This is a genomic window from Sphingomonas floccifaciens (genome assembly GCF_042681125.1).
GTDB classification, from domain to species: domain Bacteria; phylum Pseudomonadota; class Alphaproteobacteria; order Sphingomonadales; family Sphingomonadaceae; genus Sphingomonas; species Sphingomonas floccifaciens.
Window position 1 is genome coordinate 384,557 of record NZ_JBHUFC010000006.1, and the last position, 25,632, is coordinate 410,188.

Annotated in this window: 22 protein-coding genes; 7 read left to right on the forward strand and 15 right to left on the reverse strand. The window is 68.3% G+C overall.

Annotated elements, in window-relative coordinates:
* Positions 1-6: 6 nt before the first annotated feature.
* The 3 genes from ACFSC3_RS15410 to ACFSC3_RS15420 all read right to left on the reverse strand — a co-directional run bounded on the left by ACFSC3_RS15410 (position 7) and on the right by ACFSC3_RS15420 (position 1,174).
* Positions 7-258: a hypothetical protein gene (locus ACFSC3_RS15410; protein WP_380941312.1), complete on the reverse strand. Its 252-nt coding sequence runs from the start codon at positions 256-258 to the stop codon at positions 7-9.
* A gap of 91 nt (positions 259-349) precedes the next feature.
* Positions 350-733: a hypothetical protein gene (locus tag ACFSC3_RS15415; RefSeq protein ID WP_380941313.1), complete on the reverse strand. Its 384-nt coding sequence runs from the start codon at positions 731-733 to the stop codon at positions 350-352.
* Between the two features lie 54 nt (positions 734-787).
* The gene (locus ACFSC3_RS15420) at positions 788-1,174 is read right to left on the reverse strand and encodes an energy transducer TonB (protein WP_380941314.1); all 387 of its coding nucleotides are present in this window, start codon (positions 1,172-1,174) and stop codon (positions 788-790) included.
* Between the two features lie 115 nt (positions 1,175-1,289).
* Here ACFSC3_RS15420 and argJ point away from each other — a divergent pair, with 115 nt between their 5' ends.
* Positions 1,290-2,519, forward strand: coding sequence for a bifunctional glutamate N-acetyltransferase/amino-acid acetyltransferase ArgJ (argJ, locus tag ACFSC3_RS15425; protein WP_380941315.1), 1,230 nt, complete (start codon positions 1,290-1,292; stop codon positions 2,517-2,519).
* Here the strand turns inward: argJ and ACFSC3_RS15430 are convergent, their stop codons facing one another.
* From ACFSC3_RS15430 to ACFSC3_RS15465, 8 genes are all read right to left on the reverse strand, one after another.
* Positions 2,520-4,106 (reverse strand): methyl-accepting chemotaxis protein, encoded by a 1,587-nt coding sequence (locus ACFSC3_RS15430; RefSeq protein WP_380941316.1) that lies wholly within the window; start codon positions 4,104-4,106, stop codon positions 2,520-2,522.
* A gap of 62 nt (positions 4,107-4,168) precedes the next feature.
* Positions 4,169-4,492, reverse strand: coding sequence for a thioredoxin (gene trxA / locus ACFSC3_RS15435; protein ID WP_380941317.1), 324 nt, complete (start codon positions 4,490-4,492; stop codon positions 4,169-4,171).
* A 65-nt stretch (positions 4,493-4,557) separates the two neighbouring features.
* A complete protein-coding gene (gene addA / locus ACFSC3_RS15440) occupies positions 4,558-7,965 on the reverse strand; it encodes a double-strand break repair helicase AddA (protein WP_380941318.1) in 3,408 nt (1,135 codons plus the stop codon).
* 126 nt (positions 7,966-8,091) lie between these two features.
* A complete protein-coding gene (locus ACFSC3_RS15445; RefSeq protein WP_380941319.1) occupies positions 8,092-11,016 on the reverse strand; it encodes a PD-(D/E)XK nuclease family protein in 2,925 nt (974 codons plus the stop codon).
* Complete coding sequence (locus ACFSC3_RS15450) at positions 11,009-11,764, reverse strand: nucleotidyltransferase family protein (RefSeq protein ID WP_380941320.1); 756 nt, start codon at positions 11,762-11,764, stop codon at positions 11,009-11,011. Before ACFSC3_RS15450 ends, ACFSC3_RS15445 begins: the two co-directional genes overlap by 8 nt.
* Complete coding sequence (locus ACFSC3_RS15455) at positions 11,761-12,738, reverse strand: aminoglycoside phosphotransferase family protein (protein WP_380941321.1); 978 nt, start codon at positions 12,736-12,738, stop codon at positions 11,761-11,763. Before ACFSC3_RS15455 ends, ACFSC3_RS15450 begins: the two co-directional genes overlap by 4 nt.
* Positions 12,723-13,166, reverse strand: a complete 444-nt coding sequence (gene tsaE / locus ACFSC3_RS15460) for a tRNA (adenosine(37)-N6)-threonylcarbamoyltransferase complex ATPase subunit type 1 TsaE (RefSeq protein ID WP_380941322.1) — start codon at positions 13,164-13,166, stop codon at positions 12,723-12,725. Before tsaE ends, ACFSC3_RS15455 begins: the two co-directional genes overlap by 16 nt.
* A gap of 145 nt (positions 13,167-13,311) precedes the next feature.
* Positions 13,312-15,654: a sensor histidine kinase gene (locus ACFSC3_RS15465; RefSeq protein WP_380941323.1), complete on the reverse strand. Its 2,343-nt coding sequence runs from the start codon at positions 15,652-15,654 to the stop codon at positions 13,312-13,314.
* A gap of 100 nt (positions 15,655-15,754) precedes the next feature.
* On the opposite strand from ACFSC3_RS15465, the gene ACFSC3_RS15470 reads away from it, so the two are divergent.
* A complete protein-coding gene (locus ACFSC3_RS15470; protein WP_380941324.1) occupies positions 15,755-18,148 on the forward strand; it encodes a M1 family metallopeptidase in 2,394 nt (797 codons plus the stop codon).
* A 1-nt stretch (position 18,149) separates the two neighbouring features.
* The gene (locus tag ACFSC3_RS15475) at positions 18,150-18,626 is read left to right on the forward strand and encodes a DUF6702 family protein (RefSeq protein WP_380941325.1); all 477 of its coding nucleotides are present in this window, start codon (positions 18,150-18,152) and stop codon (positions 18,624-18,626) included.
* A 319-nt stretch (positions 18,627-18,945) separates the two neighbouring features.
* Here the strand turns inward: ACFSC3_RS15475 and ahcY are convergent, their stop codons facing one another.
* Positions 18,946-20,367, reverse strand: coding sequence for an adenosylhomocysteinase (gene ahcY, locus ACFSC3_RS15480; protein WP_380941326.1), 1,422 nt, complete (start codon positions 20,365-20,367; stop codon positions 18,946-18,948).
* Between the two features lie 208 nt (positions 20,368-20,575).
* A complete protein-coding gene (locus tag ACFSC3_RS15485) occupies positions 20,576-21,136 on the reverse strand; it encodes a YqgE/AlgH family protein (protein WP_380941327.1) in 561 nt (186 codons plus the stop codon).
* Between the two features lie 118 nt (positions 21,137-21,254).
* Between ACFSC3_RS15485 and ACFSC3_RS15490 the strand changes: the two genes are divergently transcribed.
* From ACFSC3_RS15490 to ACFSC3_RS15505, 4 genes are all read left to right on the forward strand, one after another.
* Positions 21,255-21,737: a peroxiredoxin gene (locus tag ACFSC3_RS15490; protein WP_380941328.1), complete on the forward strand. Its 483-nt coding sequence runs from the start codon at positions 21,255-21,257 to the stop codon at positions 21,735-21,737.
* Between the two features lie 157 nt (positions 21,738-21,894).
* Positions 21,895-22,170, forward strand: a complete 276-nt coding sequence (locus ACFSC3_RS15495; protein WP_380941329.1) for a hypothetical protein — start codon at positions 21,895-21,897, stop codon at positions 22,168-22,170.
* Between the two features lie 94 nt (positions 22,171-22,264).
* Positions 22,265-23,704 carry an AMP nucleosidase gene (locus ACFSC3_RS15500; RefSeq protein ID WP_380941330.1) on the forward strand — a complete coding sequence of 480 codons (1,440 nt, stop codon included), beginning with the start codon at positions 22,265-22,267 and terminating at the stop codon, positions 23,702-23,704.
* Positions 23,705-23,778: 74 nt separating this feature from the next.
* Positions 23,779-24,312: a hypothetical protein gene (locus ACFSC3_RS15505; RefSeq protein WP_380941331.1), complete on the forward strand. Its 534-nt coding sequence runs from the start codon at positions 23,779-23,781 to the stop codon at positions 24,310-24,312.
* A gap of 99 nt (positions 24,313-24,411) precedes the next feature.
* On the opposite strand, the gene ACFSC3_RS15510 is transcribed toward ACFSC3_RS15505, so the two are convergent.
* Together ACFSC3_RS15510 and ACFSC3_RS15515 are read right to left on the reverse strand one after the other, a co-directional pair.
* Positions 24,412-25,173: an alpha/beta fold hydrolase gene (locus ACFSC3_RS15510; RefSeq protein WP_380941332.1), complete on the reverse strand. Its 762-nt coding sequence runs from the start codon at positions 25,171-25,173 to the stop codon at positions 24,412-24,414.
* Positions 25,154-25,597: a GFA family protein gene (locus ACFSC3_RS15515; protein WP_380941333.1), complete on the reverse strand. Its 444-nt coding sequence runs from the start codon at positions 25,595-25,597 to the stop codon at positions 25,154-25,156. The genes ACFSC3_RS15510 and ACFSC3_RS15515 overlap by 20 nt, the downstream gene beginning before the upstream one ends.
* Between the last annotated feature and the right edge of the window lie 35 nt (positions 25,598-25,632).

Sequence of the window (25,632 nt, forward strand, 5' to 3'; positions counted from 1 at the left end):
AAGCGCTTATTCGCGCCGACGTTCCGGCGCGACGGGCCGCAGCGCGTAGAGGGCGCGGGTAAGGTCGAGGATCAGCGGCGCCGGCGCGACATAGCCGTCGGGCTGCGACGCGATGCTACGGACAGCAGCCGGCGCGACCGCCTGCACCGCCGCCACGACCTGACTCGCCTCCACGCCGGCATGCGCACGCGCATCGACCGCACGACCGACCCCGGTCAGCGCCGACAACATGGCAGTCAGGAGGAGGAACAGGTTCAAGCGACGAAATCCATCAGAACTGCGACGACATAGGTATCGATCGATAACGCGTCCAATGCTTTCATGCTTATCGCGCGAAACGCAACCGTTCTCACTTCGTGGCGACGGGCGCGGCTTCGGGTCGTTTGGTGAAGGAGAGCGCGATGACGGCCCAGGTCGTCTGGGCTGATCCATCCTCGCTGCGCCGGGCACCGATCGGTCCGCTATAGGTCGGACAATCGGGATAGTCGTCGACGCCGCGCCGCTCGATCCCCGTACATTCGAGGACGTTGCCGACCTCGTTCACGAAGATTTTGGCGACACGCAGGAATTGCACGTCTGCGCCCGCCGGCGGCAGTTGATCGGGCGCCGGCACATCTCCGAAATGCAGGCTGCCCCGCACGTCGAGGATATGGGGGCGATCCCCCTTCGGCAGCGAGGCGACCAGTCCGGCGATATCGGGCGGGCAACGACGGTCGTCAGGCCGATCGGCCACTCGACAGGCGACCGCGTTGCCATCAGCGGACACATCGACCTCTACCAAGCGCATTCACTCGCTCAGCTCCAAGCCTTCCAATTGCCATTTGACCGCCAGCGGATAGTCGCTCGGGATCGGTCTGCCGCGGCGGTCGGTCGCGGGCGTGAACCTGACCTTCTCCCGGGCGATGGCGCAGGTCTGCGTATCGAGCGAGGCATTCCCGCTGCTCTGGCGAAGGGTGCAGTCGACGACGGTTCCGGTCGCGTCGACCTTCAGGATGGCTACGACCCGCCCCTCGGCACCCGCGCGTCTGGCATCCTGCGGATAGGCATCCGGACCAAAGAACTGCCCCGGATTGCCCTTCAAGCCAGCCTTCGCGCCATCCCTTTTCTGCGCTTCGGCGACGGGCGTTCCCCCGCCGAGCAGCATCGCGATCATGATCAGTGCGAAAGACTTCACGCCTGCCCCCCACATTGCCCGCTTCGAGTCTAACGCGCCTCCTGTCGATCGCCAAGAACCACGCGACGCGCTGTTTCGACTTGGCCGGACTCGAAGGTCGATCTAAGCGCCAGCCATGTCCGACGCCCGCTCCCCCCTCGCCCCCGCTACGCTTCCCGATCTGCCCGAAATCGCCGGCGTCGTCCGCCGCGTGGCGCGCGCGCGGTACAAGGCATGGGATCGCTGCGACCTGACCTATGTCGAGCTTGCGCCCGGTACGGCGGTTGCCGGCGTGACGACGCAGAGCAAATGTCCGTCGCCAGAGGTCGAATGGTGCCGGCGCGCTCTCGTGCTGGGTCGCGCTCGCGCGCTGGTGGTGAATGCGGGCAACTCCAACGCCTTCACCGGCAACCGCGGTCGTGAGGCGGTGGAGGCGATTGCGGCCCGCACGGCCGCGCATCTCGGCTGCGATCCGTCGGACGTGTTCGTCGCCTCTACCGGCGTGATCGGGGTGCCGCTGCCGATCGACAAGGCGGAAGCCGGGCTAGACGCCGCCTATGTCGCCGAGCCGTGCTCGTGGGTCGCCGCGGCCGAAACGATCATGACCACCGACACCTTCGCCAAGGTCGCGACGACCTCGGCAATCGTCGACGGCCGCCGGGTCGAGCTGGTCGGGATCGTCAAGGGATCGGGCATGATCGCGCCGGACATGGCGACGATGCTCGGCTTCGTGTTCACCGACGCGGCGGTCACGCCCGAGTTCCTCCAGTCGGCGCTGTCGGCGGCGAATGCGAAGACCTTCTCGTGCATCACGGTCGACAGCGACACCTCGACCAGCGACACGGTCCTCGCCTTCGCGACCGGCCAGGCCGGCAACGCGCCGATCGAGAGCGACGACAGCGACGGCGCCGACGCCTTCGTCGCGGCGCTCGCGGACCTGTGCATGCAACTCGCCCACTTGGTCGTGCGCGACGGCGAAGGCGCGCAGAAGCTGATCGAGGTGACCGTTGAGAGCGCCGAAAGCGACCGATCCGCGCACCGCATCGCGATGAGCATCGCCAATTCGCCGCTGGTGAAGACCGCGATCGCGGGCGAAGACGCCAACTGGGGCCGGGTCGTCATGGCGGTCGGCAAGGCAGGCGAACCGGCCGAGCGCGACAGGCTCGCGATCCGCTTCGGCACGACGCAGGTCGCCGAGGGCGGGCTGGCGGTTACCGGCTATGACGAGACGCCCGTCGCCGAGCATCTGAAAGGCCGCGAGATCGAGATCGGCGTCGACCTGGGGCTAGGCGAGGGTCGCGCGACGGTGTGGACCTGCGACCTGACGCACGGCTACATCAGCATCAACGCCGACTATCGCAGCTGATTACGCCGCGCGAAGGTCCGCAAGGAACGACTGCGCGGCATCGGCCAGTGCCTGGACCTGCCGGGCGACGTCGGTGCTCGATGTGGCGACACCCCCCGTCAGCCGTCGCGTCACCTCCGAAGAATTGATCGAGCGTTCGATCCCGTCGCGCAGGTCGGCCGCGACCGCCGCTGCTCGGCGTGCGTCCTCGACGATCGTTCCGGTGACACGGGTCTGGCCGGCGGTTTCGGTCGCGATCTCGTCGGCGAGGCGCGAGATCGTTCCCAATTGGGCTAGGACCGAATCGAGCCCCTGCGCGACCCGCGCGACGCGGGCCTGCATGCCCGTGATCTGACGATCGATGTCCGCGGTCGCGCGCTGGGTCTGGCTGGCGAGCGCCTTCACTTCGGTCGCGACGACGGCAAAGCCGCGCCCGGCATCGCCGGCGCGCGCGGCCTCGATCGTCGCGTTCAACGCCAGCAAATTGGTCTGCCCGGCGATCTGCGCGATCGCCGCGACGATGGTACCGATCTCCTGCGCGGTATCGACCAGTTCGCCGATCTCCCGCTCGTTCTCGCGCGAATTCGCCACCGCGGCGCTCGTCTGCGCGGCATGGTCGCCGATGCGGCGCGCGATCGTCGCATGAGACTGGGCGAGCGACTCGGCGGTCGATCGCATCGTGTCCGCCGCTTCGTCGGTCCGACGCGTCGACTCCGCGATCGCCGCCGCCTCCTGGGTCTGGCGATCGCCGATCCCGACCAGCATATCGGCACTGGCCCGCGCGTCCTGCGCCGCCTCGCCCAGCGCGGCCAGCGCCTGACCGACGCTCTGTTCGAAGCGCCCGGCAAGTGTCGTCATCTCCGCCTGGCGGTCGTCGATCCGCCGCTCCTGCGCGACCTGTCGTGCCCGTGCTTCGGCCAATGCGGCGCGTTCCTGCTCCGCGCGCGCCATCAGTTCGGCATCGGCGCGACCGCGCGTCGCGTTCGCGAGTTGGACTTCGGCGTGGTGATTATCGACGAACAGCTTCGCCTGGAGCAGGATCGACCGCGCGAGCAGGATCATGAAGACCGCCAGCGCCGCGAATATCCGCATCGGAATATCGGCCAGGACGATCGTCATGACGGCGCCGATCAGCGACCCCGACAGAAAGGCCAGACTGGCGAGCGGTACCGCAGCGGCGCTCAATGCCCCGACCGACATCACGCCGATCAGACAGCAGGCAGCGAACAGCCGTTCGTCTCCCTGCGACGTCGCCGTCAGCAACGCCATCAGTACGCCCCATGACAGCGCGGTGATGAAGGACAGCCGCGCGAACGACAGGATCGCGGCGCGGGCGTCATCGAACATCCAGTCGACGCGCCGCTCCGCGCGCCAGCGGACAAGCGACAGCAGCGCGACGATGCACAGCAAAGCCGCAGCGAAATTCGTCGTTACCTGGAAAGGGGCCGACCAGAAGACCGCACCGCCCGCAATGACGGTGGAGGCGAAGGTTGCCGGATAGCCCGCCCGCGCCGCCCGCAACTGCGCCTGGATCAGCGACTTCGGCAGGGCGTCGTCACCCTGCCCCAGTCCGACAATCCTCTGAAACGACTGATAGTTAGCGGACAAGACGACCCCCCAAGGGATCGTCCTATCGCGCCTGATCCTAAATCGACGTTAACGACGTTCGATCAGCCGAGTTCGCCTTCCAGCCAAGCCTTGATCCGGCCCTTGGGCTCCGCGCCGACCTTGGTCGCCGCGGGCGCGCCCCCTTTGAACAGGATCATCGTCGGGATGCCGCGGACGCCGTAGCGGCCGGGCGCGTCGGGATTGTCGTCGATGTTCAGCTTGGCGATCGTCACCTGCTCGCCCAGCTCGTCACTTATCTCTTCCAGGCTCGGCCCGATCATCTTGCACGGCCCGCACCATTCCGCCCAGAAATCGACGAGCACCGGCTTGTCGGCATTGATGACGTCGTCCTGGAAGCTCGCGTCGGTGATCTGCTTGGTGGCCATGCGCCTGTCTCCTTGTGTTGGCCGCTATCTAGGATGGCGCCGTCACCGGCTCAAGCGCACGAGGCCTAGCTTTGCTCCGTAGCCGCCAAGCGCGGCTTGTGCGCGTCGAGCAGATCGTCGGGCAGATCGAACAGCCTCGGGCCGGCGGTGTAGAGCAGCGCCGCCTCGACCGCGCGCCCCGGAAAGACCACGCGCAGGGCGGCTGCGTAGGCGGCCATCTGACGCAAGTGATAGACGGGAATATCGTCGAGCGAGCCCGGCACGCGGCGACCGGTCTTGAAGTCGACGACGCGGACCCGGTCCGGCGTCACCACCAGCCGGTCGACCGTGCCGGCGATCACCGCGCCTCCGACGGTGGCCGCGATCGGTGCTTCGGCCAGAGCGGACGGACCGAACACTTCGGCATGGGCCGGATCGCTCAGGATCACGCAAGCCGACCGCGCGATCTCCTCGCGCAGACGTGCGTCATCGACCCCGCCCGAAACCTCCAGCCAGCGGAGTGCCGCGCCGTGGCGGCGGTCGGAGTCGAGCGCCGGCAGCCGCTCGAACAGCGCATGGAGCAGGCGCCCACGCTCGGCCGCGGCGCGCATCGCGGCGGTGGGCGGCGGATCGGCGACCTCGTCCTCACCGATCGACGACGGCGCGAGTGGTCGTGGCGGTCGCGCTTCCTCCGGCGCCGGCTCGCGCGTCCAGTCGGGAAGCGTCGCCGTCTCGTATTCGGTCCTGCGCTCCGGCTTCGGCGCGACGGGCGCGGCCGGCGCATTGCCGGCGAAGCTGCGCTCCTCGCCTTCGCTCGCCGGCGCGACCCCCAGCGCATCCATCGCGGCGCCCGATGCCGCGTACCAGCTGTTCGGCGACAGCGGCCGGCTGCCCAGCGCACCTGCCACCACCAGACGTTCCTCCGCCCGCGTCGCCGCGACGTAGAACAGACGCCAATGCTCCTCCAGTTCTCGCGCATCGGCCGCGGCGAGCACCGGATCGAGCGGCGATCCGGCCCGCTCCACCGCGCGCGGGCGGAACACGGGCAGTTCGATCCCGTCGATCGGCCATTTCACGATATCGCGCCGCGCGTTCACCGGATCGGCGGTCGCGTCGGCCAGGATCACAAGCGGCGCCTGCAACCCCTTGGCGCCATGCGCGGTCATCACCCGCACGGCGTCGAGCGGCGCGGACGGATCGCGCACGATCTCGACATCGCCGCGATCGAACCAGTCGAGGAAGCGTTGCAGCGACGGCGTCGACGTCGCCTCGAAGTTCAGCGCAGCGCCGAGCAATTCCTCGATCGGATCGCGCGCCTCCTCGCCCAGCCGCTCGATCAGCTTGCGGCGCCCGTCGAGCGTCCCGGACAAGATCTCTTCGAGGAAGCGGTAGGGGGTGGTGAAGTCGGCCCGTCCGAGCAACGCACGCAACGGCTCCAGCCGCGCCTCGTCCTGCGTCTCGCGCAGATGCCGCCACAGGCTCCGCCGCCCATCGCGCATCGCCGCCGCCATCAGCTCGTCCTGGCTCCACCCGATCAGCGGCGACACCAGCAACGACGCCAGCGTCAGGTCGTCGTCGGGTTGCAGCACGAAGCGGATCGTCGCCAGCAGGTCCTGCACCGCCAGCGGCGCATTTAGGCGCAACCGATCAACCCCTGCCACCGGCACGCCCTCGGCGTAGAGCCGCGCGACGATCAGCGACGCGAGTTCACCGCGTCGCTTGACCAGCACCATGACGTCCTCCGGCCGCAGCGTCCGCCCCTTGCTGTCGAGCCTGAGCGTCCCGATCCACCCCTTGATCGCCTTCGCGATCCGCCCGGCAAGCGCGCGCGTGGCGTCGTCGACCCAGCCCTCTTCGCCGCCGTCCTCGCCCTCGGTCGCACCGGCGGTGACGAGCGGCCAGAGCGTTACGGTGCCGGGTCCGGGGACTTCGCTCTCATGCCGCTCGGTCGCGGTGCCCAAGGCAGGCGGCGGCAATGCGTCGATCGCGGCGTCGACGAATTCCAGCACTGGACGGGTCGACCGGAAGCTCGCGGTCAGCGCCAGCGTCCCCAGCTGCGGGGCGACCGCCCCGAACGCGTCCTCCGCGACGCTCTGCCGCGTGAAATGCTGGTGCGCGGCCTCGAAATAGAGCGGGCTCGTGCCCTGGAAGCCGAAGATCGCCTGCTTGTAATCGCCGACCGTGAACAGCGTGCGCGCGCGATCCGCATGGGCGCCCTCGCCCGCGAAGAATTCGTCGGCGATGGCCCGGACGATCGCCCATTGCTGCGGGTTGGTGTCCTGCGCCTCGTCGATCAGGATATGGTCGGTCGCCTGGTCGAGCTTGTAGCGCACCCAGTCGCCCATCCCCGGCTGCGACAGCAGATCGACCGTCGCGCGAATCAGATCGTCGAAATCCACCGCCCCCAGCCGCCGCTTGGCCGCCCGATAGCTGCGCGCATAGGCCCGCCCCGCCTCGAAGGCAGCGGCAAGCAGATCGGCATAGCCCGCGCGCGCGATCAAGCCGATCAGGTCGGAGCATTCCGCTGCAACCTCCGCCGCGCGCTCGGCATAGTCGGGCAACAGCGCAACGAGCTTCGCCGACGCCTTGCGCGGCTCGCCCTTGCCGGTGAGGAAGATGCCGGCCAGCGCGGACAGTTGCGCCACACGATCGTCCGGCGACGCGGCCAGCCATCGCTCGCCGATCACGGCATAATCGTTGCCGGTGGCCGTCCCCCACTGCCGGTTCGCATCGATCAGCGTGCGCAGCCCGGCGCAATCGAACAGCCCGTCCGAACAGCGCTCGGCGACATGCTTGGCGATGTCCTTGCTGGGAAGGTCGAGCGCACGGCGCAGCCACGGCGCGATCCCGCTCGGCAGCGCCTCCATCGCATCCGGCGCGCGCGCGCAGGCGATCAGGAACGCCTCCGCCCCGCCCTCGCCCAGTCGCAGGCTCAGCGCCCCGATCGCGTCGACCAATGTCCGGCGACCGGCCGCTTCCTCCTCGACCAACAGGTCGGCCAACGCCTCGCGCGCCAGCCCAGCTTCCTCGCGCGCATCGAGCGGGCGGAAACCCGGCACCAGCCCCGCCTCGACCGGGAAACCGGCGAGCAGGCTCTGGCAGAAGCTGTGGATCGTCTGGATGCGTAGGCCACCGCCCGGCGCATCCAGCACCTTGGCGAACAGGGTCCGCGCCCGCCGCCGTTGCGGCAGGTCATAGGCCTCACCCAGCGCCTGCAAATCCGCCGACAGCGCGACGTCGTCGGCTCGCACCCAGCGCGCGAGCGTCGAATTGATCCGCCCCGCCATCTCCGCCGCGCCCGCCTTGGTGAACGTTAGGCACAGGATGCAACCGGGCTCGACCCCGCGCAGCAGCAGGCGGTAGACACGGGCGGCGAGCACCTGGGTCTTGCCGGTCCCCGCCGACGCCGACAGCCAGACACTGCGCGCCGGATCGCTCGCTGCGCCCTGCTGGTCCTTCAACGGCGGGAGAAAGGTGGAGGCGCGGCCGCTCATTGCCTGCCACCCCTAACGTCATCCCCGCGAAAGCGGGGATCCAGGGTCAAGGAGTACGAAGGCCCGGGCACAGCAACCCTGGATTCCGGCTTTCGCCGGAATGACGATGGGGGGGACGACACGCAATCAATCCCGACCATACCACTCATCCCGCCGCATCAGCTGGTCATATTCCGCATAGGACGCAAACTCCGGCACCAGCTTGGCGGTGAACGGCTCGTCCCCCGTCAGCCACTTCCCCGCCGCCTCGGCAAAGCTCGCTTCGGCCAGAGGCACGAACTCGCCTGTCACGATCCGCCCGTACTTACCGTTCGCATCGACCGGCGACGCGACATAGCCGAAGCCGTCCTTGCCCTTGCCCAGCGACCAATATTCGAACGCCGCCGCCGCCCCGCGAACGCCCTCGAACCCGCCGCGCTCGGCGATCAGGCCGAGCAGCCCGAGTTGCAGGCTGAACCCGGCCCGCACCGCCGCAGTCGAGGGCGGTTTGCCGGTCTTGTAATCGACGATTCCCACCCCGCCGCCGGGCAACCGATCCACGCGGTCGAAGATGCCGTAGAGCGTAACGCCGGCCAGCGGAATCTCGCCGCGCTTCTCCACCGCGAGAACGTCGCGTCCTTCGTCGCGCATCGCGGTCATCTGCGCGCCGATCCAGTCGATCGCCTCCATCAGCCGCGGCTGCCACAGCGCGCGCAGCATCGGGTGCGCGTCGGCGAGCCAGGTCTCGGCCCGTGTCCTGAGTCGCGTCGCGTCCAGCCCATCCTCTTCCCACGCGCGGCGCAGGATCGCGTGAACCTCGGTCCCCCGCCATGCCGCACTCGGATCGGCATCGACCGCATCGAGGGGGCGCAGCTTCAATATCTGCTTCGCGTAGAAAGCGTAGGGGTCCGCCTTCAGCCGGTCGACGTCGGTCACCGCGATCCGGCTCGGCCGCCGCTCCAACGGCGGGCGTGGCTGCGGTCGGTCGGCGGGACGATGACCATCGGGATGGTCGAGCCCGCGCGCCCAGCCGAGCAGATGGTCGGCCCGCGCCCAGCCCTCTCCGGCCAGCGCCTGCAACCGCAACCAGAAGCGCGAGGCGATCGTCGGCGACCGCGCGTCGCGCCGCGCCCGCGTCAGCAGCACTTCTCGCGCGCCCAGCCCGCCGGCCAGATCATGCGCCGACAGCCCGATCCGCCAGTCGAGGCCCGGCAGCCCGAGCTCGGCGCGAATGCGCGGCGCCAGCCACGGATCGGGCGCGGGCAGGCCCGGCCAGACCCCTTCGTTCAGCCCGGCAAGGATCATCAGGTCCGCCGACTGCAACTGCGCCTCGATCAGACCGTAGATGGCCAGGCGCGGATGCTGGCCGCGCGGCGGCCGGACCGCGACTTCGTCCATCAGCGTGCGCAGCAATGCCGGCAGCGTTCCCGGCGCGACCCTTGCCGGTCCGGCCGGCGCACGCTCCTCCAGTTCGGCCAGCAACTCCGCCGCCGCCCGACCGTCCACTCGTGCCCATAGCGCATCGCCGCACAGCCGCGTCGCCGCTTCGCGCAGGCACGCCAGTGCATCGCCCAGCGCCGGCCCGTCCGCCAGCACCCGCCCGACCGGGGCGAGCCGCTCGCAGATGTCCGGCCAGCGCTCCGCCGCCAGCCCGCCCTTCTCGGCGAAATGCGTCGTCAGCCCGTCGAGCCCCGCCGGCGGTCGCGGGCCGCGCAGGGCAAGGTCGAGCGCGCGAACCCCCTCCAGCCACACCGCGCGCGACTCGCCGGCCGCGACCAGCGGATGCTTGAGCAACGCCAGCAGCGGCAACGGCGCGAAGTCGCCCGTCGCGGCCTCCGCCAGCGCCAGCAACAGCGCACCCGGCGGCGTTTGCGACAAGGGGCGGCCGGCCGAATCGTCGATCGGCACCTTCCACCGCGCCAGATGGGCGACGACACGGCCCGCCAGCGCCCGATCGGGGGTTACGAGGGCAGCGGTGCGTCCCGGCGTTTCCAGCACTTCACGCAGCGCCAGCGCGATCGCCTGCGCCTCCTCCGCCGGCGTCGCGGCCTCCAGCGCCGACACGCCGCTCAGGTTGCGCTGACCGGGCTTGAGTGCCGACCATTCATGCGTGAATTCTGCCGGCGAGAGCGCCGTCGCGATCATCCGCCCGCGCGCCGGCGGGGCATCGACCTCCGACCCCGCGCGCCACGTCCGCACCTCGCCGCGCGCGACGCCCATCCGGCGCAGCAGCGTCTTCAGGTGATATTGCGGATGGGTTTCTTCGCCGCGCGGCTGACGGCCGGTGACGGGATCGCGCTCGAACGGCCCCAGCGCCTCCCATTCCTCGTCGCCCATCGCCAGGTCGACGCCCGGCAGCACGACCATGCCTTTGGGCAATTCGGACACGACACGCAGAAGTCGCGCAACCGCCGGGGCCGCCGAGGTGACACCGGCCACGCAGACGAATCCGGCAGGCGGCTGCGCACGCCATGCCGCGGCGGTACGGTCGAGCAACCGACTGCGCCGCTCGGCCAATTCGATCCGCCCGAGCTTCTTCAGTTCGCCGGGCCAGCGGTCGAGCACCAGGGTGAAGCTCGACAGGGCGCGCGCCCAATGTTCCGACAGCCCTTCCGCCAGCGCGATGTCGCGCAGCCGCGACGGCGGCACTTCCTCGACCAGCAACTGGTCCAGCGTCCGCCCGAGATCACCCGCCAGTCGCACCGCCTCCGCCGCGTCGAGCGCCGGATCGGCCTCCTGCACCAGCCGCGCGAGGATCAATCGGCGCTGGAGCGGCTCGACCGCCGCCGGCACCGGCTCCGCCGCATCGAGGTCGAACAGCGCGCCGACCGATTCTTCCAGGTCGACGTCGCCCACCGCGACGATCCGCGGCAGCAGCAGCGCGCCGCCGCTCGCGCGGACGAACGCGTCGTTGATCGCACGCCGCGCCCGGTTGTTCGGCACGATGACGATGCCCCGCGCCAGCCCCATGTCGGGATCGAGATGCCGCGCGATCAGCCCGGCAGCGAGCGCGTCGGCGAACGCCCGGTGGCTCGGGATGGTGAAGAGACGGGGCCGGCGGCGCTCAGCCATCGGCCAGGATCGCCTCCGCCGCGGGGATCGCCGGGGGCGAACCGACATCGAACCACAGGCCCTGGTGAACCAGTCCCCACGCCCGCCCGGCCTCGATCGCGCGCTCCCAGAAGAGCATCGTCGAAAACGGCCCTTCCGGCGAATCGACCAGCACGCGTGGGTGCAGGATCTGGACACCGGTATAGACGAACGGCGCCAGCTTTCCCGCTTCGCGCCGACCGACGATGCGGCCGAAGGGGTCGAGGTGGAAGTCGCCCTTGCCGCGGTGGCTGTGCGCGCGGGCGAGCGGGACCATCAGCAGCAGCGCGTCCATCCGCGCTGCGTCCCACGCCGCCGCCATCGCGCGGATCGCATCAGTCGGGCCGTCAATCCACAGATTGTCGCTGTTGATACACAGGAACGGCGCGTCGCCGATCAGGTCGCGCGCCTGGATCAGCCCGCCGCCCGTCTCCATCAACTGCTGCCGCTCGTCGGACACGACGACCTCGATGTCCTTCACCCGCGCGCGCAGATGCGCCTCCAGCGCGTCGGCCATATAATGGACATTGACCACCGCGCGCCCGACGCCGGCGGAGCGCAGCCGGTCGAACACATGGTCGATCAGCGGCTTGCCCGCGACCTCGACCAGCGGCTTGGGCCGGGTCGCGGTCAGCGGACGCATCCGCTTGCCCAGGCCCGCGGCCATCACCATCGCGGTCTGCGGCACCTTCGCGCCCGGATCGGGGCGGATCGACAGCGTACGTGTCATGCCCCGGCGATCACCATCGGGTCGCCGCGCAGCTCAGACGGCAGATTGGCGTCGAACCACGCCTTCACCGGTGCCAATGCGGGATGCTCCAGATCACGGTTGAGATAGTCCCACACCCGCGGACACAGGCCGGGATAGCGCGGCTTGCCGTCGCGCTGCCACAGCCGGGTGAAGATGCCGACGATCTTCGCGTTCCGTTGTGCGCCGAGGATATGATAGGCAGTGGCGAACGTATCGCCCGCGCCGGTGATGCGCAGATAGCGGTCGAGCATCGCCGCCTCCAGCGACGGATGCACGTCGCGCCGCGCATCCTGCAACAGCGACACGAGGTCATAGGCCGGATGCCCGGCCAGCGCGTCTTGGAAATCGAGCAGCCCCATGCCGCGCTCGATCAGCATAAGATTTTCGGCATGATAGTCGCGCAGCACCGTGACCGGGGCTTCGGCGATCGCATGATCGAACACCGCGCCCCATGCCGCGCGATAGCCCTCCGCATCGACATCCGCGCCGGTCGCCGGGCAATACCATTCCGTCAGCAACGCCGCTTCACGGTGCAGCGTGTCGGCGTCGTAGGGTGCGATGTCGGCGGCGGGGTGATCGCGCAGGCGGATCAGCACGTCGACCGCCTCCTCGTACAGCCGCAATTCACTCTCGGGTGCGGCATCGGCGGTTTCGCGGAAGCGCGCGTCGCCGAAATCCTCCAGCAGCACCAAGCCGTGGGTCAGGTCGCTGCCAAGGATCGCGGGCGCGCCGAAGCCGCGCTCGCCCAGCCACTCAGCAATAGCGATGAACGGCCGCGGGTCCTCATGCGGCGGCGGCGCGTCCATCAGGATCGCCGAGCGATCATGCCCGACCGCACGGAAGTAGCGGCGGAACGAGGCGTCTCCGGCCAGCGGCACGACATCCGCATCCCCCCAGCCCAAGGCTTGCAAAAATTCGGCCGCCATCGCGGGCGGGTTCATATCCGGGACCATCGATCCTCCCAGCCCGGCGGCACATCCGCTGTCAAGACACGCCCCCCATCATCCGCGACCGACAGCGTCAGTTGCAGGGCGTCCGGCCACGCACGCTCCCCGGCATGTTCGGGCCATTCGACCAGCAGCACCGCGTCCCACCGCGCATCGTCGAGGCCCAGTTCATCGAGGTCGGACGGATCGTCGATCCGGTAGAGGTCGACGTGCAGGACCGGAATGCGCGTTTCGGGCGGATCATAGGGCTGGACGATCGCAAAGCTGGGCGATGGCGCCTCGCCGGGCAGGCCGAGCGCCGACAGCAGCCCGCGCGCGATGCTGGTCTTACCCGCGCCAAGTGGACCGGACAGGGTGACGACATCGCCGACGTGGACCAGCGCGGCGAGGCGGCGACCGAAGGCATCGGTGGCGGCGGCATCGGGAAGGCGCACTAAAATCCTCCCCGGCACGGGGAGGGGGACCATGCGCAGCATGATGGAGGGGGCGGGCCGAAAGGGGTGCGCTCGCGGAAGCCCCCCTCAACCACCGCTTCGCGGCGGTCCCCCTCCCCGTGCCGGGGAGGATTTGGGAAGGCCATCACCGCGGCAACTCGATCGTCACCAGCGTCCCCTGCCCCGGCTCGCTGACCAGCGCGATCGTGCCGCCATGTGCCTCGACGAACCGCTTGGCGAGCGGCAGCCCCAGGCCTAGCGCCCGCTCGCCGTCGCGAGCGATGCCGTGGTTCGCGAAACGGTCGAAGGCCTTGTCGACTTCGGCGGCAGACATGCCGGGTCCGTCGTCCGACACGACGATCCGCGCCTGCGTGTCCGTGCCGTCGATGTGGAGCAGCACGCGCCCGCCGCGTGGCGTGCCGGCGACGGCGTGGCGCAGAAGATGCTCGACCGACTGCCGCAACCGTTCCGGATCGCCCTTCACCCGGCCCGCCGATCCCAGCACGTCGACAGCCAACGCCAATCCCTTCGCCTGCACATCGCCCGCGATTGCCTCGACCGCCTCGCGCGCCAGCAGTTCCAGATCGACTTGTCCGCGCCCGCGCGCGCTATCCTCCTGCGTCAGGTCGAGCACGTCGTCGACCAGCGCCGACAGCCGGTCGACCGATTGCAGGATCGCCTCGGCATAGCCGGTCCCTGCCTCGCTGATCGCTCCGGCATATCCGCCGTGCAGCATCTCGGCGAAGCCCTTGATCGACGTCAGCGGCGTGCGCAGCTCATAGCTCATGTTGGCGACGAATTGCGTCTTGACGCGGTCGGCCTCCTCCAACGCCTCGTTGCGGTCGAGCAGCGCGCGCTCGACCCGGCGACCCGCGGTCACGTCGAGCATCGTGAACAGCGCATTGCCGTCGGGCAGCGGCACCGCGGCGAACTCGAAATGCCGCCCGTCGGCGAACACGACCCGGCCGCCTCGGTTCAACCGGTCGACCGTCGCAGAGCGGACGAGATCGCCGATCATCGTCGCACGCTGCGGATTCTCCAGCTTCGCCGCTGCCGCCTTCGCCAGCGCATCGACGCGCGGATGGCTGGCGAGCAGTTCCTCGTCGAACCCCCACAGCGAGCGGAATTTCTGGTTCCAGATCTGCAACCGACCGTCCGCAGCAAAGACGCCCAGCGCTTCGTACAGGTTGTCGAACGTCGCCGTTCGCACACGCAGCAGCGTGTCGCGCGCACTCGCCAGCTGAACCTGCTCGGTCCGATCCTCGAATACCACGACCAGCCCGCCGTCGGGCAATGGCTGCGGCACGACGCGCAAATGGGTGCCGCTCGGCAGGTGCCAATGCTCCTCCTGCCCCGCCTCCGGCGTCAGGAACCACGTGCGGCGCTCGGCCTTCCAGCTCGGGAAGTCGCGGACCTCCGGCAAGCGCTTGGCCTCGCGCATCCGCTCCAGAACGCGGTCGAATTCGGGGCGATCGCGCAGCCATTCCTCGCGCAGGCCGAAGATGCGCCGGAACGGCTGGTTGCAGAAGACAAGGCTGCGGTCGGCCCCGAATTGGGCGACGCCCGCGGACAGGCGGTCGAGCATCGCCCGCTGCGCCTCGCCGAAGCGCTTCATGCCGCCGCGCGCCTGCTCCAGTTCGTCGACGTCGACCGCAAAGCCCGCGACCCCGCCGGTCGCCAGCGGAATGTCGTGGACGCGCAACATCCGCCGCGCGCCGTTGATGGTGGCCGGCACCGCCGCCATCTGCGGCTCCCCGGTATCGCGCGCGATGGCCGCGTTGGCGAGCGGGCCACCCATGCCTGACCCCTCGACCAGTTCCAGCCCGCGATCGATCGCGGTGCGCGCATCCGTCGCCTCGACCGCCTCGACATAGGCGGTGTTGACCATCGCCAGCGCGAGGTTGCGGTCGCGGTACCACATCGGCATCGGCGCGGCTTCGATAAGCCCCGCCAGCCCCTCGAACGCCTCGGTCAGCTCCTGCGCTTCGGCGGTCAGCCGGACGATCTCGTCCTCGCTGTCGGTCTGGTCGGAGAACCACAGAACGACACCGCCCGGCGCCAGCGCGGCCTCGGGCGCACGGACACCGACGATCGACAGGCGGCGCGACGCCCCGCGCGCGACGACGCTCATCCGGAACGGCTTGCCTGCGCGCTGCGCCGCCAGGACGGCGGCGGACAGGGCGTCGAGATCATCCTGGGGCAATCCCTCGGTCACGGTGCCGAGATCGGTCAGGTATCGCGGCGAAGCCGCCAGCCCCAGCCAGTCGACGATCCGGTCGGGCAGTTCGATCCGCCCGTCGCCGCGGACGATCGCTGCCTGCGCCGGACCGGTGCTCAGCAATGCGCCGCTGCGACTGCTTTCTTCGGTCAGGTTCCGCGCCTCGGCACGGGCGCGCAGGCCGATGTAGAGTGCGCACACCGCGCCTGCGATCAACAGCGCGAGAACAGCTCCCGCCAATACCGCCGTGGTGGTCGTCATCGCGATCATTGCTTGGCTATTAGCAGGAAAGACCGCCGCGCCAATCGCGCGATTGCGGATGGTACAATGTCTCTTTACGCTGCGACGCAAGACGAAAGGGAGATCGCTCTTGATCCGCAAATTTCACGGCGCCGGGCTGACCGCCCTCGCCGCCGCCACCCTGCTGTCCGGGACGGCCAATGCGCAGGCGCTGCGCCAGACCAAGGGCAATTTCGAGGACAAGTTCCGCCAGCTGGAGGGCGAGGACTGGCCGACCCCGACCGACTACCGCAACGCCAGTGGCGCGCCGGGGTATCGCTATTGGCAGCAGAAGGTCGATTACGACATCGCCGCCCGCCTGGACGAGGGCAAGCGCACCGTGTCGGGGCGCCAGACGGTCAAGTATCGCAACAATTCGCCCGACGCGCTGCCATACCTTTGGCTGCTGCTCGACCAGAACGACTATAAGCGCTCCTCGATCGCGACGATGACCGAGACGACCGGCGGCGACGAGATCACGCTCGGCGAGATCCGCCGCGTGAAGCGGATGCAGGAATGGGAGGGCGGCTTTACCATCGCCGCGGTGCGCGACGCGGCGGGCAATCCGCTCAAATTCTCGATCACCGACACGCTGATGCGGATCGAGCTACCGCAGGCGGTCGCGGCGAACGGCGGCGAAGTGACCTTCACGATCGAATGGTCGTTCCCGATGGTCGAGAATAAGGTCGTCGGCGGCCGGTCGGGCTATGAATGCTTCACCGCCAAGGGCGAGGACGGCAACTGCATCTTCGAAGGCGCGCAGTGGTTCCCGCGGCTTGCGGTCTATTCGGATTACGAGGGCTGGCACAACAAGGCGTTCCTGGGCAGCGGCGAATTCACCCTGGAATTCGGCGACTATCGCGTCGACCTGACCGTGCCCGCCGACCATGTCGTCTCGGCGACCGGCGTGCTGCAAAACCCGGATACGATCCTGAGCGCGGCGCAGCGTCAGCGGCTCGAACAGGCGAAGACCGCGACCGCGCCGGTCTATGTCGTCACGCCCGAGGAGGCCGAGGCGGCCGAGCGTGGCAAGGCGGCGGGCGAGAAGACCTGGCGCTTCGCCGCGCAGAACGTCCGCGACTTCGGCTGGGCGTCCAGCCGCAAGTTCGCCTGGGACGCGATGGGCGTGAAACAGACCAGCGCCGAACAGCCGCTGGTCATGGCGATGTCCTTCTTCCCGAAGGAAGCGCGCCCGCTGTGGGACGCCTATTCGACCAAGTCGATCGCCCACACGATCGACGTCTATTCGCGCTTCTCCTTCCCCTATCCCTATCCGGTCGCGCAATCGGTCAACGGCCCTGTCGGCGGCATGGAATATCCGATGATCTCCTTCAACGGCCCCCGGCCGGTGAAGGACAAGAAGACCGGCGCGCTGACCTATACCGAACGGGCAAAATACGGCCTGATCGGCGTGGTCATCCACGAAGTCGGGCACAATTACTTCCCGATGATCGTCAATTCGGACGAGCGGCAGTGGACTTGGATGGACGAGGGGCTGAACAGCTTCCTCCAGTTCCAGGCCGAAAAGCTGTGGGACAAGGACTTCCCGTCGCGCCGCGGCGAACCGCGCGCGATCGCCGAGTACATGCTGTCGCAGAACCAGGTGCCGCTGATGACCCAGTCGGATTCGGTGCTGCAATTCGGCGCCAACGGCTATTGGAAGCCCGCGGTCGCGCTGGTCGTCCTGCGCGAGACGATCCTGGGTCGCGAGCTGTTCGACCGCGCCTTCCGCGAATATGCCAACCGCTGGCGATTCAAGCACCCGACGCCATTCGACTTCTTCCGGACGATGGAGGAAAGTTCGGGCGTCGATCTCGACTGGTTCTGGCGCGGGTGGTTCTACACGACCGATCACGTCGACATCTCGCTCGATTCGGTGGTGCGGGCGCGGATCGACGGGGGTGACCCGGTCGCCGAGAGCGCCGAGCGCCGCCGCATCCGCCAGACCGAGCCCCAGTCGCTGACCGCGTCGCGCAATACGGAGAAGACCGTCGTCGAACGCGATCCGGCGACGCGGGACTTCTACAACGAAACCGACGAGTTCACGGTCACTGCCAAGCAGCGTCGGAAGGCAGCCGAGGCCAATGCCGACCTGACCCCGGAGGAACGCGCCGCGCGCGCGACGACGGACAATTTCTACCGCTTCACCTTCTCCAACCGCGGCGGACTGGTCATGCCGGTCATCCTGAAGGTCGACTATTCGGACGGGACGACCGAGACGAAGCGCATCCCGGCCGAGATCTGGCGCCACGACAGCCGCCGCGTGACGTGGCAGCTGGTGACGCCGAAGACGATCGCGCGCGCTGAGCTCGACCCGCTGTGGGAGACCGCCGATGCCGACCGCTCGAACAATATCTTCGACGGGCGGATCGAGACGAAGACGCTGGGCATCGACGCGCCGAGCAGCGTCCCGAACCGGATGAAGGATTCGGACGTGAAGGTGCTGCCGGGGTCGCTGCGCACGCTGCCGAATGCGGGGAACTGACATGCAGCGCTGGCTGCTCGCGCTCGCGTTGGTCACTGCCCCTGCGGGTGCGCATCGCGGTCATGACGCGCTGACCGTGGTGACGCTGGGCGCCGGCAATACCGTCACCGTGTCCCACCGGTTCGAGGCTCACGATATCGAACCGGCGCTGTCCTCGATCGCCCCGGACGCGCAGGCCAGCCTGGACGATCCGGATGCCGTTCGCGCGCTCGTCGCCTATCTCGGGCGGCGGTTCGTGCTGAGCGACGCGAAAGGCGCGGTCGTGTTGACGCCGGGCAAGGTCGACATCGATGCACAGGAGGTTCGGGTCGCGTTTTCGGGCAGGGTCCGGCCGGGCACGAAAATACTGACGGTCCGCTCGTCAGTGCTGCGCGACGTCTATCCGCGCCAGACCAACCAGGTCGAGGTGCGCCGCGGCAAGGTCGTGCGGACGATCGTGGTCAGCGATGGGGCGGCGCATCGGGTGGCGGTGCCCTAAACCCGCCCGTTCGTGCCGAGCTTGTCGAAGCACTGCCTTTTCTTCGTGCCGGATCGTCCCAAGCACGAAGAAGGGCAGCCCTTCGTTAAACTCAGGGCGAACGGTGTGATTAGACCGTCGCACGCACCCTACACCGTTCGTGCTGAGCGAAGTCGAAGCACCGTTCTCTGATACGCCCGCGCGTCGCTTGCGGCACGAAGCACGGTGCTTCGACAAGCGCAGCACGAACGGGGAGTAGGTTCGTAGCAACTTCCAAACGCAAACAGGGCGAGGAAGCCATCGCCTCCCCGCCCCGCCGCATTCGGTCAGGATCGCTGACTCAGTAGCGATAATGATCCGGCTTGAACGGGCCTTCGACCGGCACGCCGATGTAGCCGGCCTGCTTCGGGGTCAGCTTGCTGAGCTTCACGCCCAGCTTTTCCAGGTGCAGCGCCGCCACCTTTTCGTCGAGGTGCTTCGGCAGGACGTAGACCTTGTTCTCGTACTTCTCGCCGGCCGTCCACAGCTCGATCTGGGCGAGCGTCTGGTTGGTGAACGACGAGGACATGACGAACGACGGGTGGCCGGTCGCGCAGCCCAGGTTCACCAGGCGACCCTTGGCGAGCACGATGATCTGCTTGCCGTCCGGGAACTTCACCAGGTCGGTGCCCGGCTTCACTTCGGTCCACTGATAGTTCGACAGCGCGGCGATCTGGATCTCGCTGTCAAAGTGGCCGATGTTGCAGACGATCGACATCGGCTTCATCTTCGCCATGTGCTCGGCGGTGATGACGTCGGCGTTGCCGGTCGCGGTGCAGAAGATGTCGGCGCGCTCGACGGCTTCGTCCATCGTGACGACCTCGAAGCCCTCCATCGCCGCCTGCAGCGCGCAGATCGGGTCGATTTCGGTCACGAGCACGCGGGCGCCGCCGTTGCGCAGCGACTGGGCCGAACCCTTGCCGACGTCACCGAAGCCGGCGACGCAGGCGACCTTGCCGGCCAGCATCACGTCGGTGGCGCGACGGATCGCGTCGACCAGCGATTCCTTGCAGCCGTACAGATTGTCGAACTTCGACTTGGTGACCGAGTCGTTGACGTTGATCGCCGGGAACGGCAGCTCACCCTTCTTCGCGATCTCGTACAGGCGGTGCACGCCGGTGGTCGTTTCTTCCGACACGCCCTTCAGGTTCTTGACGGTTTCGGTCAGGTAGCCCGGGTACTTGGCGATGAACGCCTTCAGCGCGCGCTGGAATTCGACTTCCTCGTCGTTCTCCGGCTCGCCCATCGTCTGGCCGGCTTCGAGCTTGGCACCCCACAGCGCGAACATCGTCGCGTCGCCGCCGTCGTCCAGGATGATGTTGGCGGTGGTGCCATCGGTGTCCGCACCCCAGTTGAAGATGTCGCCGACATAATCCCAATAGTCGGCCAGGCTCTCACCCTTCACCGCGAACACCGGCACGCCCGTCGCAGCGATGGCGGCGGCGGCGTGGTCCTGCGTCGAATAGATGTTGCAGGTCGCCCAGCGGACCTGCGCGCCGAGCGCGGTCAGCGTCTCGATCAGCACCGCGGTCTGAATCGTCATGTGCAGCGAACCGGTGATACGCGCGCCCTTCAGCGGCTGCGACGCGCCGAACTCTTCGCGCAGCGCCATCAGGCCGGGCATTTCGGTTTCGGCGATCTCGATCTCGCGACGACCGAATTCGGCAAGGCTGATATCGGCGATGACGTAGTCGTTCGCGCGGGTCGCGGGGGCGGTGGCCACTTGGGTATTCTCCGAAGAATGTCGTATGATCGCGCCCCTACTCCGAACGGCGACCGGAATCAAATATAAAGGTTTCTTTATATGCCGCCGCAAGGACGCAAGCGAAGCGATGCGCCCCCGCGGCGGCCGGCCGGCGGCGCACATGCGCCGACCGACGTCACGGCACGGGATTCACTCCCGTGCCCGCCCGCTCACGATCGAACCCCGATCAAGCCGTGCCAGCCCCCACCGCCAGCATCCGCGGATCGATCCCCGCCCCGGCGAACCCCTTCGCCCACCGCTCGTCCGCCGGCGTCGAGAACAGCAGTGCATCGTCCCCCTCGACATTGAACCAGCCGTGCCGCCGCATCTCGCCGTCCAGTTGCCCCTCGCCCCAGCCGGCGTATCCCAACGCCGGCAGCCAGCGCGACGGCCCGCTGCCCGATGCGATCGCCCGCAGCACGTCGACCGTGCCCGACATCGCCCAGCGCCCGGCGACCTCGATCGTATCCGCTCCGCCCCAGTCGAGCGAATGCAGCACGAACCCGCGCCGCGGCTCGCACGGCCCGCCCAGATGGACCGGCACGTCAGGCGTATCGCCGGGCGCGATATCCAGCTGCGTGAGCATGTCGTGGAAGCTGAGGCCGTCGATAACCGTCCCGATGCCGATGCCCAGCGCACCGTCCTCGTCATGCGTGCACATCGCGATCACCGCGCGGTCGAACCGCGGATCGCCGATTCCGGGCATCGCAAGCAGGAACTGGCCGGTCAGGAAGGAAGCGGTCTGCATCTCATCGACAACATAGATAGTGGCCGCCGGTGCCGCCAGCGCTTGAAAATTTCACCGTCTCGTCCAGATGGACCCGCGACACCCGACCCGCGGGGGCGGCAACAGGAGCATCACGACCATGACGATCAAGGTAGGCGACCGCATTCCCAACGTCAGCTTCGTCAAGGCGACCGAGAACGGTCCCGAAAGCGTGACGTCCGACGAATTCTTCAAGGGCCGCAAGGTCGCGCTGTTCTCGGTCCCCGGCGCCTTCACGCCGACCTGCTCGGCCAAGCACCTGCCCGGCTTCATCGACAAGGCGGAGGATCTGAAAGCCAAGGGCGTCGATGAGATCGCCTGCACCGCGGTCAACGACGCGTTCGTGCTGGGCGCGTGGAGCGGGTCGAACAACGCCGCCGACACGGTCACGATGCTGGCCGACGGCAACGCCGAGTTCGTCAAGGCGACCGGTCTGGAGATGGACGGGTCGAAGTTCGGCATGGGTACGCGCGGCCAGCGCTTCTCGATGCTCGTCAACGACGGCGTCGTCGAGCAACTGCACGTCGAAGCACCGGGCGAGTTCAAGGTCAGCTCGGCCGAACATCTGATCGAGAATATGTGACCAACACCCGCCGATTGCGCGAGCGATCGGCGGTTTCGCCGCGTCGGGCGGGGTGGCGCAGCCCGCTCCGTCCGACGTCGCTGCCCGGTGGTGATTGGCGGGAACCGACCCGAAGCCATGTCGGTTGATGCCTCCGCGTAACGAAACGGAGTATCTCATGGCTACGACCACCACCGAACCGGCCGAAAAGACCTCGGTCACTACCGCCGAAGGCCGCCAGGCGCTGTTCGCCAACGCGAAGGACGCGGTGACCGAAGCGGTCCAGACCGCTGTCGACGCGGTAAAGGCGAACCCGAAGACGGCAGCGGCCATTGCCGCCGGCGCGACCGCCGCGGTTGCCGGCGCGGCCTATGGTGCGACCAAGCTGTCGACATCGAAGCCCGCGGCCCCGAAGAAGTCGACCCCGGCCAAGCGCACGCCTGCCAAGAACTGATGTCAAACCGGCCCGTATCCGCATGGGCGGATGCGGGCCGCGAACCGTTTCCGCGTGTCTTGCCAGCGTAACGCGTGCGGCGTAACGCTTCTCGATGACTCACGCATCCGATATTATCGCCGACCTCGACCGCCTCTATGCCGCCTCGGTCGAGCGCCTGAAATCGGCGCTGACCCGCTACCTCACCGATGGCACGCCGCCCCCGCCCGAAGCGCGGCTGGACGGCTCCTTCGCTTATCCCGAAATTCGCCTCACCTTCCGCCCCGGCGCAGATCGTCCGGCGCCGCTGCGCTCGTTCGGACGATTGGTCACGCCGGGTGAATATGCGATCAGCGTCACCAAACCCGCGATCTTCGCCGATTATCTGATCGAACAGCTGACCCTGCTGATCGAGGATTACGACGTCGAAGTGTCGGCAGCCGAAGGGCGTCAGGAAATTCCGTTCCCCTATGTGCTCGATCCGGGCCATGCGCTGGCGCTGGACGAGGTGTCGGCGCTCGAACTCGCCCGGCATTTCCCGGCGACCGAACTGGCCCATATCGGCGACGAGATTGCCGACGGCATCTGGGAATCGGTCGATGGCGTCCGCCCGCTCGCACTGTTCGACGGTCTGCGCACCGACTTCAGCCTCGCGCGGCTGCGCCACTATACCGGCACGCCGCCCGAGCATGTTCAGCGCTATGTGCTGTTCACCAACTACCACCGCTATGTCGACGAATTCGTCCGCTGGGGCGCATCGCAACTGGGTGAAGGCTCGCGCTTCACGGGCCTGTCGGGCGCCGGCGGAATCGTCATCACCTCGCCGGACGAAGTCGACCGGATCGCCGGCGACAGCAGTGCGTGGCGACGGCACCAGATGCCGGCCTATCACCTGATGGCGCCGGACGGCACGGGCATCACTCTCGTCAACATCGGCGTCGGGCCGTCGAACGCGAAGACGATCTGCGACCATCTGGCCGTGATGCGGCCCGAGGCGTGGCTGATGATCGGCCACTGCGGCGGCCTGCGCCCATCGCAGCGGATCGGCGATTACGTGCTCGCGCACGCCTATTTGCGCGACGACCATGTCCTCGACGACGTGCTGCCGCCCGAAATCCCGGTCCCCGCCATCGCCGAGGTGCAGCAGGCGCTCGCCCGCGCCGCGGCAACGGTGTCCGGCCAGTCGGGCGAGGAACTGAAGCGCCGCCTGCGCACCGGCACCATCGTCACCACCGACGACCGCAATTGGGAACTCCGCTATTCGCAGTCGGCACTGCGCTTCTCGCTCAGCCGCGCGGTCGGGATCGACATGGAATCGGCGACGATCGCCGCCCAGGGGTACCGCTTCCGCGTCCCCTACGGCACGTTGCTTTGCGTCTCGGACAAGCCGCTGCACGGTGAATTGAAGCTGCCGGGCCAGGCCAACCGCTTCTACGAACGCGCGATCAACGAGCATATGCGGATCGGGATCGAGACCTGCGAAGAGTTGCGCCGCGAGGGTCCGAAGCTCCACAGCCGCAAGCTGCGCGCATTCAGCGAACCACCGTTCCGTTAATGTAACGATGTTGCGGGGATACGCGGGCTGAGTTAGGCGTTGGCGGCGAAACGATATCGATCGGAGCGACTGCCATGGCCGACACGCCCAACACCCCCGCCCCGCCGCCGCGCCGCAAGGCCGCCACGGGTACGCGCAAGACGACCCGCGCCACGACCCCGCGCGCGACCAAGACTCCGGCGGCCGCGAAGGACGACGGCGAAGCGACGACGGCGGCCGCGGCCCCCAAGCCTGCCCGCAAGGCGCCGGCGAAACGCGCGTCGACCGGCACGTCGCGGCGCTCGACTGCCGCCACGGCCAAGCCCGCGACCACGACCCGCGCCGCGAATGCCGCCAAGTCGGCGGCTGCCAAGGTGTCCGATCGCGCGAGCAAAGCTGCCGAAACCGTCTCCGACGCCGCGACAAGCGCGCGTCGCTCGGTCGCGCAGTCGAAGCCGGTCAAGGTCGTCGAGGACACGCGCGAAAAGATGGGCAACCGCAATTTTTTCGCGGCCATCATCGGCGGTGCGGCGGCGGTCGCAGCGACGGTCGGCGGCATCCTCTACGCGGTGCGCGAGGGCAAGCCGGTGGCCAAGAAGAAGGATGGAGCGGACAAGGCGGACGCGTAACGTCCTCCGGTGCTCCCGCGCAGGCGGGAGCCCAGGGTAACATCGGACAATGCTTGCGGCTCTGGGCTCCCGCCTACGCGGGAGCACCGGTGATTTAATTCAACCCGCCAGGAAATCCGCCATCGCCTGACCAAGCTCGGGCTTGGTGACCGCCCCCATGTGACCGCCGGCGACCTCAACGTACCGCGCATTCGGCAGGACATCCGCCAACGCCGCGCCCGATCCGACTTCGTCGTCCTCGCGCCCCATCACCACCAGCGCCGGCTGCGTCACCGCCTCCAGCACCTCGCGCGGCGTATCCGCAAAGGTCTCCAGCACCCCTAACAACGCCTGCGCATCGCCGCCGGTCGTCTTCAGGAACGCCTCGGCCATGAACGCCGGCGAACCGCGCGGATGCTTGCCCAGGTTGGTCAGCACGTTGCGGAAATGATCGGACCGTCCGGCGGCGTTGGTCAGCCCCTCCAGCCCCATGCCCGTGAACATCACGCGGCGCGGCGTCGCGCCCGTCGCCAGCATCCGCCCCGTGGTCCGCGCGCCGAGCGAATAGCCGCCGAGATCATAGTCGGTCAGCCCGAGATGCGCGACGAGCGCATGCGCGTCCTTCGTCAACGCATCGTGCGGATAGGCCGACAGATCGTGCGGTGTCGCGCTTTCGCCGTGACCGCGCAGGTCCGGCATGATGACGCGAAAGCCGCGCGCGGCGATCTTTGCGGCATGGCCGAACTTGATCCAGTTGGTCTGCGCATCGCTGAAATAGCCGTGGATCAGAACGACCGCGCGCCCCTCTCCCATTTCGTGATACGCGATGCGCTCACCATCGAAGCTGGCGAAAAAGCGGGTTTCAGTCGGGGAGCTTGCCACAGGCCTTCATCCATCTGTCGACGACGTTCGAGTTTTCGTCACTGCGCATAGCCTCCAGTCCGCGAACGTCCAGCCACGCCGTGTGCCAGCTTTCGACGGCATAGTTGCGCACCGGGCGGAACCGCGACGGATCGTCGAAGCTGCCAACAGTCAGGTCGAGATGATCGCTGTCGGGAAATTCGAACGTCAGCGCCGTACCGCAGGCCGCGCAAAAGCCGCGCCGCGCGATCGGCGAGGACGCGAAATAGTCGGGCGGCGTCTCCCACACGACGTCCGCCTTTGCCATGTCCTTGAGCGCGATCGACACGTTGCCCGACCAGCGCTGACACATGCGGCAGTGACACAGATACGCATCGTCATCCGCGATCGTCGCCACATAGCGTTTGGCGCCGCACATACAGCCGCCGGTCACCTGCTCCGCCATCGTCCATCTCCCGCACTCACGATTGCGACCGGCGC

Bases quoted from the DNA above. Each gene is read 5' to 3' on its own strand.
- argJ (WP_380941315.1), top strand. From the start codon at position 1,290: ATGTCCGACGCCCGCTCCCCCCTCGCCCCCGCTACGCTTCCCGATCTG.
- trxA (WP_380941317.1), bottom strand. From the start codon at position 4,492: ATGGCCACCAAGCAGATCACCGACGCGAGCTTCCAGGACGACGTCATC.
- addA (WP_380941318.1), bottom strand. From the start codon at position 7,965: ATGAGCGGCCGCGCCTCCACCTTTCTCCCGCCGTTGAAGGACCAGCAG.
- ACFSC3_RS15445 (WP_380941319.1), bottom strand. From the start codon at position 11,016: ATGGCTGAGCGCCGCCGGCCCCGTCTCTTCACCATCCCGAGCCACCGG.
- ACFSC3_RS15450 (WP_380941320.1), bottom strand. From the start codon at position 11,764: ATGACACGTACGCTGTCGATCCGCCCCGATCCGGGCGCGAAGGTGCCG.
- ACFSC3_RS15455 (WP_380941321.1), bottom strand. From the start codon at position 12,738: ATGGTCCCGGATATGAACCCGCCCGCGATGGCGGCCGAATTTTTGCAA.
- ACFSC3_RS15465 (WP_380941323.1), bottom strand. From the start codon at position 15,654: ATGATCGCGATGACGACCACCACGGCGGTATTGGCGGGAGCTGTTCTC.
- ACFSC3_RS15475 (WP_380941325.1), top strand. From the start codon at position 18,150: ATGCAGCGCTGGCTGCTCGCGCTCGCGTTGGTCACTGCCCCTGCGGGT.
- ACFSC3_RS15485 (WP_380941327.1), bottom strand. From the start codon at position 21,136: ATGCAGACCGCTTCCTTCCTGACCGGCCAGTTCCTGCTTGCGATGCCC.
- ACFSC3_RS15490 (WP_380941328.1), top strand. From the start codon at position 21,255: ATGACGATCAAGGTAGGCGACCGCATTCCCAACGTCAGCTTCGTCAAG.
- ACFSC3_RS15495 (WP_380941329.1), top strand. From the start codon at position 21,895: ATGGCTACGACCACCACCGAACCGGCCGAAAAGACCTCGGTCACTACC.
- ACFSC3_RS15500 (WP_380941330.1), top strand. From the start codon at position 22,265: ATGACTCACGCATCCGATATTATCGCCGACCTCGACCGCCTCTATGCC.
- ACFSC3_RS15505 (WP_380941331.1), top strand. From the start codon at position 23,779: ATGGCCGACACGCCCAACACCCCCGCCCCGCCGCCGCGCCGCAAGGCC.
- ACFSC3_RS15515 (WP_380941333.1), bottom strand. From the start codon at position 25,597: ATGGCGGAGCAGGTGACCGGCGGCTGTATGTGCGGCGCCAAACGCTAT.